At 28.8% G+C, this 13,585-nt stretch carries 10 protein-coding genes; all 10 read right to left on the bottom strand.

Annotated features, from left to right (window positions below; genetic code table 11):
• A partial coding sequence (locus BLS77_RS18830) for an HTH domain-containing protein (RefSeq protein WP_341423498.1) occupies positions 1-222 on the bottom strand: 222 nt, incomplete at its 3' end.
• Between the two features lie 520 nt (positions 223-742).
• Positions 743-5,107, bottom strand: a complete 4,365-nt coding sequence (locus tag BLS77_RS18825; RefSeq protein WP_089973631.1) for a hypothetical protein — start codon at positions 5,105-5,107, stop codon at positions 743-745.
• A 343-nt stretch (positions 5,108-5,450) separates the two neighbouring features.
• Entirely contained in the window at positions 5,451-6,233 is a 783-nt protein-coding gene (locus tag BLS77_RS18820; RefSeq protein ID WP_089973629.1) for a sirohydrochlorin cobaltochelatase, read from the bottom strand.
• 11 nt (positions 6,234-6,244) lie between these two features.
• Positions 6,245-7,516 carry a glutamate-1-semialdehyde 2,1-aminomutase gene (gene hemL / locus BLS77_RS18815; protein WP_089973627.1) on the bottom strand — a complete coding sequence of 424 codons (1,272 nt, stop codon included), beginning with the start codon at positions 7,514-7,516 and terminating at the stop codon, positions 6,245-6,247.
• A 131-nt stretch (positions 7,517-7,647) separates the two neighbouring features.
• Positions 7,648-8,622, bottom strand: coding sequence for a porphobilinogen synthase (gene hemB / locus BLS77_RS18810; RefSeq protein WP_089973625.1), 975 nt, complete (start codon positions 8,620-8,622; stop codon positions 7,648-7,650).
• A gap of 89 nt (positions 8,623-8,711) precedes the next feature.
• Positions 8,712-10,187, bottom strand: coding sequence for a uroporphyrinogen-III C-methyltransferase (gene cobA / locus BLS77_RS18805; protein ID WP_089973623.1), 1,476 nt, complete (start codon positions 10,185-10,187; stop codon positions 8,712-8,714).
• Between the two features lie 67 nt (positions 10,188-10,254).
• Positions 10,255-11,127 carry a hydroxymethylbilane synthase gene (gene hemC, locus BLS77_RS18800; protein WP_089973620.1) on the bottom strand — a complete coding sequence of 291 codons (873 nt, stop codon included), beginning with the start codon at positions 11,125-11,127 and terminating at the stop codon, positions 10,255-10,257.
• Between the two features lie 4 nt (positions 11,128-11,131).
• Entirely contained in the window at positions 11,132-11,803 is a 672-nt protein-coding gene (locus tag BLS77_RS18795; protein WP_089973617.1) for an NAD(P)-dependent oxidoreductase, read from the bottom strand.
• Entirely contained in the window at positions 11,761-12,966 is a 1,206-nt protein-coding gene (gene hemA / locus BLS77_RS18790; RefSeq protein WP_089973614.1) for a glutamyl-tRNA reductase, read from the bottom strand. The genes BLS77_RS18795 and hemA overlap by 43 nt, the downstream gene beginning before the upstream one ends.
• Before the next feature lie 355 nt (positions 12,967-13,321).
• Positions 13,322-13,585, bottom strand: a 264-nt coding sequence (locus BLS77_RS18785) for an IS3 family transposase (RefSeq protein ID WP_139164877.1), incomplete at its 5' end; no start/stop codon positions are given.

Below are 13,585 nucleotides of genomic sequence, written 5' to 3'. Positions count from 1 at the left end.
AAATCGGCGCGATAAATTATCAACTCTCTGTTTTCCTAAAACCTTAACATCAAATCCTGCATTCCGTAGTATTTCTAATGGCATTTTCCCGGTATTATATTCAGAAACATAATACTCCTTAAATTCATCTGTATAAGTAATAGCTTTATTACTAGCTTTTTTTACAAATGGATTTACTGATAAATCTTTCAATTGTTCATCTGTAAAATAGATTCTTCCCATAACTACAATCCTCCTTTAAAATATTTTACAATAAAAAAAGACCCTATAAAATAGAGTCAGTTAAATAAATGTTTAGCACTTTTTTCTAACTGTCCATTCTATAGGTACCAGTTTATAACTCCATTGCAGTTTCATAATTTAAATTTTTATATTTTTTATTCTACTTTCACCTGAAATCCAGTGATTTTAGCCTTACGCTTGCACTTGGTAAAAAACTGAATTTCAGAGGTCCTTATTCTTGAACCTCTATCCTTTTTCTTACAAGTACCTGACCCCTTTGTGAGGGAAGAATTACCGAACTTACCTAAATAATCATATTCATTATACTATAAATTTTGTGATTTTACATTTACTTTCCTTTTAATAATTCATATAGTTTTATTCGTAAGTCTAATAAAAAAGACAGTAAAAATTAAAATTTCACTATCTTTTTCAATCATCACATTTCTATTTTTACATATTTATTCTTAATTTCCACAGATATTCTTCACGACCCTAGTTAAGTGAATGTTTAATTTTTTTATCTATCTAACATTTTAGAAGTTAATATTCTTGCAGCTCCTATTCTCTTTTCAAACATTAAATCCCAAATACATAGACATTCGTTAGCTATAGCATTCATCTCTTCATTTTTTTCTTGTGATGCTTCATCATATAATCCTATTATAAGTTTAGATATTTCTTCATCTAACCCATAAATATAATCTTCTGAATCAATATTATTCTCAATTATGTTATAACTTATAGCAAAAATAACATCTTTATATGCAATAATAGGTTGATCACTCTTTTCTAAATAACGTACAAAAGCACTTACTATTTTCTTGCTACTTTTAAAAGATACTAGATTCTTTAAAAATTCTTCATCTCTTTCTATATCTATTAAATTATCATAAAAAATTCTGCAAATTGGAAATTCTAAATCTAAGTCTAGTGATATATACTTCATAATTAAGCTCTTAGCTAATTCATTGTACTCTTCCTTATTAAAATAAATTATAACCATTTCAAGTATATACTTAACTTGCTCTTGATTTAAACTTTCTACATTCTCTACTACTCCTGTAAATTTATTTAGACTAATATACATTTCAGCCAAAGTATATGCACCTATTTTTACCAAATCCTCATCTTCTTCATAGAAACATTTTAGTATAATATTTTCTATCTCCTCTTGATTCTCATTATGAGTGAAAAAAAACATCTGCTTCATACCTCTATATCCCGCAAGTCTATAGTCATTTTTTAATATATTCATTATTTTTTCTATCGCCCATACTCTATTAATGTTATATGCAGGAAATAGAATATCTAATGTTGCTAACCTTACAGCTGGATTTACATCTTGGCATAGCTTTATAATGACATCCTCAAAATATTCAAATAATGTTTTGTGATCCCATAAAAGCTTTCCTATAGCTGATGCTGCACTTCCTCTAACACAATTTAATGCATTGCTACTTAGCATATTAAATGATTTCATTTTCTTATAATCTGGTGACGTCACATTAGGTTGATCAATTTTAGAATCAATATGATTTAAAGCAACATCCTTAATCATATCCAATATTTGGTACGACCACTCTCCATTCTTTTTTTTACGTACCATGTCACAAATATACCTTGCCCTATATCCCTCATAATCATATTTATATGTTAATATCAATTCTTCTAACATTTTATTGTTAACTTCTTCTAACTTTTCACTATAGGTAACTCCACTAAAAAGCGCATCTACATAAACATCATTTATATTTAAACTGTTGTCTAATATCAAATTTATAAATCTTTTCGGTTCTTTACTAACAGCATCTCTTAATTCACTTGCAAACTCTTCTATTGAACTTTTAACAAATCCTCCTTTTATTTCTACCCATCGTGAACTTCTGTCTCTAAATATCAATTTAGTATTAGTTAAAATTTGTACCCACTGTTTATTACTCAACATTTTACCTGATATAGGAGAATAAACACTACCAGAACGGCAACTATTTTTATCATATACATTGTTTTCTTCTAAAGTTTTATTTCTTCGTTCAAGAACCTCTAATATACTTTTTGCTTTTTGCGACATTCTATCTTTAGGTAGTACAGGAAGAAGCACTATTTGTAAATCTCCCCAAAACCTCCAATATACATTTGTATTGTTACTTTTATCTCTATTAAACTCTATACGTCTTTTATACCACTCCTTTGCTCTAGGGTCTATATAGTATATAATTTTTTCTTCCAGTTTTAAGTATGTTTCATTATCACACCATCTAGAATGTAGTTCTATAACATCCTTTACCTTATCAAGCTTATTTTTTGTAGCACTACTTTTATCAAAAATAAGACTATTGAAATTATCATATAAACATGTTATTACTAAATTACTTAACTCTGTAGGAAATTTCTTTAATCCATCTAATATAATTTCATTGTACACATTGTATACTTTATTAAAATATTTCTTATATCTATGAATGAACTCTTCTGGATTTCTTTTTATCAAAACCATATTTGCCTTTTTTATTATTTCAACACAAGCTCGTCCCAAACCTTGGTTATAAGACTCTCTAGCATTCCATCTAGAGCACCATCCTTCTTCCTCCTGTGGAATATATACCAATAATGTATCCAATATCAACTCTACATTCTCTATTAATACCTCATTATCCTTATCTAAAAATTTTTCTTCCTCCTGATATATCCCACGCCCTTTCAATTCATTCTTCAATACAAATTCGAATATTCTCAAAGCTCTTACTTCGCATCTAATAAATAATTCTTTAAAATCAATATACCTATCAATAAAATTAGGATACCTTTCATAGAATGCTAATCTCAACTCAAATATTTCATCTATATCATCATAAATCCTAAAAGAAAAACATCTACTAAACTTTTCATCATCCTCCATTGATTTAAATAAATATCTTTTTATAAAATCTATATCTTCACTCCTATACTGAGGACTTATACTTTGCAATAACTTTATAGCCCTATCCTTTTTGTCATCTAAAGACATCCATTTATCTAAAATACCATTATCAAGTAATAGTTGCACAAATACTGCGTGTCCTGAAATTATTCCATCTATAATATGATTTCCATACTCATAATCATCATAGTATTTTAAAATAAAATTTTTAGTGGCATAACTTATAGTAATAGCTTGTCCAATGACTTCAAAAAATACATATTTAACATAAAACCTAATCTCATTTGATTTCATCATTTGTATTCCAACTTTAATGAATTCTTCTTCATCTATTGTCTGTATATCCTGTAATAACATCTGAACCTGATATCTTTTTTGAGGAGTTTGTTTGTCCCTATTGCCTATTATCTTTATAATATCTTCACCTTCAAAATATCTCTTTAACATTTCTTTTGCTAAAAAATAATCTGAAATACTCTGATGTGCAAATGAAATAGTATTATTACTCTTAACTATGAAGCCATTTGAACTTAAATACGTTAAACTTCTTTCTGTTACTTTCAATCTATTTAGCAGCTTGACACTTATATGTAATTTTCCTAAAGTATTAATCTTATTTATAAGTTCTTCTTTAGTAGCTTCAACCTCTACTTCATCAACTAGATTATCAGTACAATTTTTTTTTATTTGTTCCCACCATTTTTGAATAAGTTGATTAGCAGTTGAATAGTCATCATACATACTCTCTTGCTCCAAATGTTCCCATATATAGAGATTGCTAGCAATACTAAGTACTTTTTTCATTTTGTAAGATAATTTATCATATCTAACTCCAACAATCTGCCTAACAACATCTTCTGCTAATTCTTCAACTATAATCTCTTTCCATTCTATACCTATTTTTTCTTTGTTTTCTTCATTATTATTACTATTAAATAGAGCCTTTATATATGGATCATTCTCATAATCATAGGTTCTACATACAAAAATAATAGATATTTTTTTATTTCTATTTAAATTAATTTCTTCTACTCTCTTTATTACTTCTGTACATGTAATTAAAGCTTGCCTTGAATGTACATTAGTCCAACGTAATGCATCTAATTGATCTAGTATAATAACGCCTCTTTTATTTTCACAAAGCATACTCAATGCCATAGGAATTGATGTTGTTAAACCTAACTCTTCTCCCCACTTATCTGCATTTTGTTCCGGAATTCTATCATCTAATTTAATTGCAACATACGGAACCCCCTGTGTTTCACAGTACTCAATAACACCTTGAGTGCACCCACTTTTTCCCTGCCCAGCCTTACCATGTATAATAACTGATTTATCTTGTTTAATATCTTCAATACATTTATCTATTTCTGGTCTATTTATAAAAGTTCCTTTTATTCCCCTAAATGTACTTTTATACTGTTCATTTAGTTCCCTTACTCTAGGTATAATTTTCTTATTTATTCTCTCTATAATACTTTCTTCTAATGAAAAAAAATGCTTTGCTATCTCTTTATTATCCTCAACCACAAATGGCGACTCAAAAAAGCTAGCTGTATACCATTGTATATCAATCCCTAATTTTTTCGCCTTATCTTCTACTTCTTTCTTAGCTTTAGAATCATTCTCTTTTTTACCTTGTCCCCATTCTTGATTAGTATAAAATATTAACATATTTATATCTTTGTAATCTGTCTTTGCAGCTTCTACTGTTTCTAGTAGTTTTGCCTTATTACTTGATAAAGTAGTATCATAAAACTTTGCTTGCCAACCTATAATTTTATCTCCTATAGATATAGTGTTTGTTTCAATGGCTGACTGATTTTTATATCTAAATATTCCTTTTTCTTGCCCATATTCTTTGCAGAAAAGTAAATAACAAAACCACTCAAAGTTGTTCTGTGGATTCTCACTAAACTTTGCTTTAAATATATCCCAATTCGGTTTAATAATCCAGTCCATACTCATTCCTCCTCAAATCCTAGTTTACTTGTACTTTCCAATAACTTACTAAAATAATTATAACACAAGCCAATGATGCTTTTTCATCATTGGCTTAATTTGATTAACTTAAATTTACAATAGTTTTATTTTCTACTCATTATTCTAAAAATTTCTATATTAAAAGTTGAAAACATACTTTTTCTATATACAATAAAAATAACTGAAATAAATTAAGCTGTTCTTTTAAAACTTAATATACTTAATTCTTAATTATTTTTTTTAATAATTTTGATTCTCCATAGATACGCTTCACTAATTATAATTCTAAATTAATATAAAAGTGTTCAATATACCTATAGTTCTATGTTATCAACCCTCTAATCTCCTCAACATAAACCCTTCGTATATCCTCATACTCAAGCAAAGCCTTCATATTAACCTCCACCTCAATACCGACCTTTCTCAGCTTATGTGCCCAAGATTTTTCTCCACTTTCTATATCTTTTTTCGCGTGGTTTCCTGGTAACATTAGTATTGGTATTAGTAGTGTTTCTTTAATCTCTTTTTCTTTCAACTCACTAATTATAACATCTACATTTCTTTCTCCATCTATTGTCCCTATTAATAGTTTGTCATAACCCAGTGCTTTGAATCTTTCTTCTAATTTATAATAACTTTCGTTTGATCCATTTTTTGAACCATGTCCAACTAGCACTACATTTTTATCTTTTGGAACTTCACGGCTTATTGCATCTATAAATCTATCACAGGCTTTTTCTAGTTCTTTTTCTTTGTACCCAAGTAGTGTTTTGCCTATTTTTAAACTTCTAAATGATTTGGAATAGGTATTCATAATTTCTTTTATATCTTCATACTCAGTTCCTGCCATAACATGGAGTGGTTGAATCACCACTTCTTCATATCCTTCACTACTTAAATAAAATAGTGCTTCATCTATTCTAAGAACTGGAATATTTTCATTGATTTTTAATATATTAATTAGTGTTTTAGATGTAAATGCTTTTAACACTAAGTATTTATTATTAAATTCTTTTCTTATTTCTTCTTCCATTGGTACAATACAATTCTCTATTGCATCTTTATTTGCTGTTCCAAAACATACTAATAAAATCGCTTTTCTCATAGTTGCTCCTTCTAATTAAAGTTTCTAAATGTTTCTAAAAATTTATCTATATGTTCTTCATTATGTTTTACACTTAAGAATAATGCTTCAAATTGTGATGGTGGTATGTTGAATCCATTTTCTAGCATATGCAGGAAGTATTTTTTAAACATTTCTACATTACAAGTTTTAACATCATCATAACATCTTACTTCTTTTAGATTAGTAAAGAACATTGTCATCATTCCACCTTGTCTGTTAACTACTAGTGGAATGTTCTTTTCTTTTGCTATTTCTAGCATACCTTTTTCTAATCTTTCTCCCATTTTTTCTATATGTGTATAAAGATCTGGGTTTTCTTTTAATTTATTTAATGTTGCAAGGCCTGCTGCCATAACAACTGGGTTTCCTGACATTGTTCCTGCTTGGTAAACTCCTCCCATTGGAGATAGTTGTTCCATAACTTCTCGTCTTCCACCATAAGCTCCACATGGAAGCCCACCACCCATTATTTTAGCGTATGTTACTAAATCTGGTTTTACATTAAATAATGTTTGTGCTCCTTTAAATGCAACTCTAAATCCACTCATAACTTCGTCAAATACAAGTAATGCACCATATTCATCACATAATTCTCTTAATGTTTTCATAAAGTTTTCTTCAGCTTTTATAACTCCCATATTACCTGCAACTGGTTCTATTATTATAGCTGCTATATCTTTCCCATAGGTTTTAAATAATTCTCTTACTTGTTCTCCATTATTATAAACACCTATAAGTGTATTTTCTATACTTTCCTTAGGAACTCCAAGTGATCCTGGTATTCCTTCTGTTAAAACTCCAGAGCCTGCTTCAATTAAGAAACCATCAAAATGTCCATGATAACATCCTGCAAATTTAATTATTTTGCTTTTATTTGTATATCCTCTTGCAAGTTTAACAGCACTCATAGTAGCTTCTGTCCCAGAGTTAACCATTCTAACCATATCTATATTTTCTAAGTTTTCACATAGGAATTTTCCCATTAAAAGTTCTAGCTCTGTTGGTGCTCCAAATGCTATTGCACTTTGCACAGTTTCGCAAATAGTAGTAACTACATCTTCATCACTATGTCCAAGTAGCATAGGTCCCCAAGCTAAAACAAAATCTATATATTCTTTTCCATTTTCATCTTTTATAATTACGCCTTTTCCACTTTTAATAATTGGTGGTGTTATAGGCATTCCCTTGTAAGCTCTTACTGGTGAATTTACTCCACCTGGCATATACTTCTTTGATTCTTCAAATATTTTAGAGTTCTTCATTTTGTTTTCCTCCTAAATCATCTACTACATTTCTATGTTATCTATTTTACCACACATATTAATCTTTATATTATAATAGCAATTTAGTAGCTCAATATCTTGCTACTAAATTGCTACTTAATATAATATCTTTATTTATTATCTTCTTTAATCCATTTTGAAGCTTCTAATGCATAATAAGTAATTATCATATCTGCCCCTGCTCTTTTAATTGAAAGTAACATTTCAAGGGCTACTGCTTTTTCATTTATAAGTCCAAGTTTTGCTCCTGCTTTAACTATTGCAAATTCTCCACTTACACTATAAGCACATACTGGAACATTTACTCTTTCTTTTGCACCTTTAATTATATCTAAATATGAAAGTGCAGGTTTAACCATTATGATATCTGCTCCCTCTTCTACATCCATATCAATTTCGTGTAATGCTTCTCTTGCATTAGCTGGGTCCATTTGATAAGTTCTTCTATCTCCAGACTTTGGTGCTGAATTTGCAGCTGCTCTAAATGGGCCATAAAATGCAGAGCAATATTTAGCAGAATAACTCATTATTGCTACATTTTCATATCCGTTTATATCAAGTATATTTCTTATGTAACCGACTCTACCATCCATCATATCAGAAGGTGCAACCATATGAGCTCCAGCTTTTGCATGTGATAGAGCTATTTCTCCAATCTTAACTAAAGTTCTATCATTGTTAACTACATCACCATCTAAAATTCCGCAATGTCCATGATCTGTATATTGGCACATACAAACATCAGTTATTACATATAGTTTATCTGATGTTTCACGAGTTTTTGCCACTGCTTTTTGAACTATTCCAGATTCACTATAAGCTTCTGAACCTGTGCAATCTTTATGTTCTGGTAATCCAAATAAAATTACCCCTTTAATTCCAAGGTCTTCTACTTCTTTAATAACTTCTGGTAGCCTATCTATTGACCAATGATAATTACCTTCAAGTGATGATATTTCTTCTTTTATATTTTCCCCTTCTACAACAAATATAGGAAATATAAAATCATTACTTGTTAAAGTATTTTCTCTTACCATATCTCTTATAAATGCTGTTTCTCTTAACCTTCTACCTCTTTTTATCATAATAGCCTCCTAATTTTTTAGCACCCATGTGTAATTTTTTCTAATTCACCAAACTACGCGTGGGGTGTGAAATTTACCAATCAACTTTTCTATTTGCTTTCTATTTTATACATATCTACTATTTCTCCAAGGAATCCATCTTCTGAATGATTCTTGCACATTTCACATTCAATGTTATGATCTTTTAACGCTTTAAATGTTTGTGGTCCTATAGCAATATTTTTCTTTTCTTTTATTTTATCTAATCCTACCATTGATACCATGTTATTTACTGTGCTTGGACTTGTATAAAGTATTAAATCTACTTCACTAAAAGCATTTATATTTTTAATTTCTCCACAAAGAGTATCATAAGTATGAACTCTATCTACTTCTACTCCTAGTTTTTCAATTTCTATTTTTAAATATTCTCTACTTAATTTAGAACAAGGCATAAGTACTTTTTCTCCACTATTTAAATGTGGCGCTAGTTCTTTAAATAATCCTTCACCAACAAATTCTTTTGCCATAACAAAGGCTGGTATCCCTCTTTTTTCTAAAGCTTTTTTTGTTGCTTTTCCAACTACTGAAAATTTTGCTTTAAGTTTTCTTATGTCATATTTTTTCTCTATTAAATAATCAAAGAACATTTCTACTCCATTTACTGAAGTTAATATTATATGATTATAATTTTCTAATTTATTAATGTAGCTTTCTAAATTACTTTTAGTTTCTTTAATTTTTATAGAGTTTATTTCTGTAACTTCTGCTCCTAATTCTCTTAATTTATTTTTAAGATTTGAACTTTGTTCTTTTGAACGTGTTACACATATATTTTTTCCAAACAATGGTTTGTTTTCATACCATGCTAATTTTTCATTTAAAGTTACAACTTCTCCAACTACAATTATACAAGGTGATTTTAAACCTGCTTCTTTAACTTTTTCTGAAATATTTTCTAAAGTTCCAACTACTTTTCTTTGTTTTGAAGATGTTCCCCTCATAACAACAGCTGAAGCTGTATTAATATCTTTCCCATTTGCTACTAAGTTATCTACTATATTTTCTAGGTTATCTAGCCCCATCATAAATACGAGTGTACCATTTTCTTTAGCTAAGGCTTCCCAGTTTATTTTTAAAACTCCTGCGGACATTCCAGTTACAATATGAAAACTTTGTGCCATTCCTCTTTGTGTTATAGGAATACCTGCATAATTTAATACTGATATTGGAGATGTTACTCCTGGAATAACTTCAAATTCAATATTTTCTTCTACAAGTGATAGAACTTCTTCTCCACCTCTTCCAAAAACATAAGGATCTCCACCTTTTATTCTTCCAACTGTGTGACCTTCTTTAGCTAGTTTAACTAACATTTCATTTATTTGCTCTTGTGTTTTATAATGACAGCCAGGTTCTTTACCACAATAATATATTTCGCAATTATCATTTAAATAGTTTAATACGTTATTTGAAACTAATCTATCATACATAACAGCGCTACATTCTTTTAAAACTCTAGTAGCTTTTAATGTTAAAAGCTCCTCATCTCCAGGACCTGTTCCAATTATATAAACTTTACTCATTATATGTGCTCCTCTTCAATGAATACTAATCTATAGTATCTTTTTTTAATATTTTAAAAATCATCACTTATCCTAATAATATCTTCTCTGCAAGTTTGATTCCAAGCTCTATGTTATTCTCTTTATTTCCTATAATATCTTTTTTAACTATTTTCCCACCTACACTAAATGTTCCTATCATATATAAATCATTTCCTTTAACTTGTGAATAAGCACCTATTAAAGTATGACAACCTCCATTTAGCACTTTCATAAAACTTCTTTCTGCTTCAACTGTTACTCTAACCTCTTCATTGTCTAAAGCTTTAAAGTATTTATTAGTTTCAGCACCAATTAAACATTCTATTCCAAGTGCCCCTTGTCCTATAGCTGGCAAAAATATTTCAGGGTTAAAATAATCGCTTATTATATCTTCAATTCCTAATCTATGTAATCCAGCTGCTGCTAAAATAATTCCATCCATATTTTGATTTTTCATTTTTTCAAGCCTTGTTTGAACATTTCCTCTTATAGGTACTATTTCTATATCTGGTCTTAGCACTTTTAATTGTGCAGCTCTTCTAATACTACTTGTTCCTACTATAGCACCATTTCTTAATTCATTAATTTTAATACCATTTTGTGATACAAATGCATCTCTTACATCTTGTCTCTCTGGCATTGCAACTAATTCAAAACCTTCTGGCAATAAAAACGGTACATCTTTCATACTATGTACTGCCGCATGTGCTTCCCCATTTGCTAATGCCATTTCTATTTCCTTTACAAACAAACCTTTTCCACCAATTTTATCTAAAGTCACATCTAACCTCATGTCCCCTTCTGTCATTACTAAAAGTTTTTTTGAATCTAATCCACTATTCTTTTTTATAAGTTCCATTACTCTATCTGCTTGAACTTGCGCTAACATGCTTTTTCTTGTTGCTATAATTAATTCCATAACATCACCTCATATCTAATTTTTCTATTATATATTTCCCGAAAAATAATTTCAAAGCTAATTCACTTTTGTTTTTTTTCCAAATGAATTTAAAATCCTCTGTACTTATAAAATCTATTATTTCTTTTTTATTATAATCTAAATTTTTAGCTTTGTTTCTTATTAACCCTGTATATTCTATAAAGTCATCATAACCTTTTAAAGTTTCCATAGCAGCTTCTGCTGCTAAAACTGCCCCTTTAGGGTTTCCAACCTTTGTGTTTAATGCAAAACTTATATTTGAAATTTCTCTTTGAACAGGAATTACTGCCATTCCTTCTTTAAAATTTGAGCAGTCTATAAATATTTTAAACAACTCTTCACAATTGGAAGAAATCTCTTCTCTTAATTTCTTATCATCTAAAGCTAATATAATAATATGTTTGTCTTCTATAAAATTTTTGTTATATGGTCTCTTATTTAGCACTATATTATCACATTCTATATTTATGAATTCGTTTAGAAATGTTTTTGACAATATCTCCACATAACATCCTTTTTCAATAAAGTTTTTTGCCTTTATAAAACCTGCTTTTCCTCCACCGATAATTCCAACTCTTAATTTATGGGACATTAGTGCAAGATATGTATATTCTATTTCCTTAGTTCGAATATTTTCTCCAGTATTCGTAGACATTCATCCTCACAACCTTTTAGCTTTTCTTCCTTTAAGACTTCTATTGCCCTATTTACATAAGCATCTGATGTACTTTTAATTAATGTCTTAGCAAGTTTTATATCATCTGAATTTTTGCATTTATTATAAAAGCTGTCGCATCTTTCTTCTACTACTTTATTTCCGGCTTCTTTTATATTTTTAATATGTGGTGATATACCTCTTAGCTTTTTCCAATCTATATACTCTTTAATAGCATCATTAGTAATATATTTAAAATACTGCATTCTTTCATTTCTAAGTTTTTTATTAACATCATCCATAGCGCTAATATCATCAATATCATATAATTTAACTCTTTTGTAATCTCCAATTTCTTTCTCAATATCTCTTGGAAGAGCTAAATCAAATATAATTAAAGGATTTCCATCTTTCTTAACATGCTTTTTTTCTATTACCAAATGAGGTGCTGATGTACACGAAATAATACATTCAATATTATCAGTATTTTCTCTACCCTCATCATAGTTCATAACTTTAACTCTACTATCTATTAAGTCAGTAATACTTTCTACATTTCTAACTACTAATATTAGTGAAGTTATATCATGAGCTAAAGCATATTTTACAACTAATTTACCAACTTCTCCAAAACCAATTACCATAAAGTTTTTAGCTCCTGAATTTATTGCTTCATTAATAGCTATTGATGATGATGAAACTGGTATTTCATAAAGTTTTCCCTCTGTTCTAAATCTTTTTCCACAGGTTATAGCTTCTTGAAACAACCTTTGCAGTTCTAATTTAACAGATCCTAGCTTTAAACTTTGCTTATACGCATTTTTAATTTGCCCAAGTATTTGATCCTCACCTAATATTCTTGAATGCAAGCCACAAGCTACCTCCATTAAATGTTTTATTGTATTTTCTTCTTCTAAACAAAAACAGTATTTTTTAAAGTTCAAATCCCAGTTAAAAACTTGAAAAACCTTTTCCAAGCCTTCTTCTACTGTGTAAGAACTATTTAAATAGACTTCCGTCCTATTGCAGGTACTTATTATAACTACTTCATTAAAATAATTTAAAAGTTCATTTGTAAATTCTTCTTGTTTTCTTGTATTTAATGATAGCTTTTCTCTTATTTCTAATTCTATATTCTTCTTAAGTCCAATTACCTGTATCATACTTGTTCTCCCTAAATAATGTTTAGACATTTTTTTAAATAGACTAGCATATTAGCTTGTTATTTTTTGAAGATGCCTTAATCTATTTCCCCATATTTTTTATATCTTACCATACTCATTATACTATTTTAGAAGTTTATATTATAGTATTATAATATAAATACTATAATATTTTGCAATTTTCTTTTAACTTTTTAATATATATTAAATGAAAGAGGATATAAAATGATCTCAGTTACAAATATTAAATAAAATAAGGCTATTGCATTTTATTATGAACTGACCTCTGTCAAGTAGACAGGTTAAATAATTAAAAATGTATAAGTTGATGCGACCATATTATTGGTCGCATTTTTTATGCACTTTGTTTCTTTGATTCTAACATTGCTTTATAAGCTTGTATTCGTTTATTTTCAGGAATAGGATATTGAATTGGATTATCATTTCTTAATGCAGCATTTCTTACTTCAATAGGTGCTAGAGTACCATATCTTTCTTGATATCTATAGTTGTTGTAATAATCTATATATTCATCGATTGCCTTACGTAATTCTTCTTCATTGCAAAAATCAGATATATAATACATCTCTGATTTGATAATGCCCCAAAAGCCTTCGGT

The organism is Clostridium gasigenes, from assembly GCF_900104115.1.
Classification (GTDB): domain Bacteria; phylum Bacillota; class Clostridia; order Clostridiales; family Clostridiaceae; genus Clostridium; species Clostridium gasigenes.
Note: the sequence above shows the minus strand (reverse complement) of the source record. Positions and strands in the feature narration are given on the sequence as shown.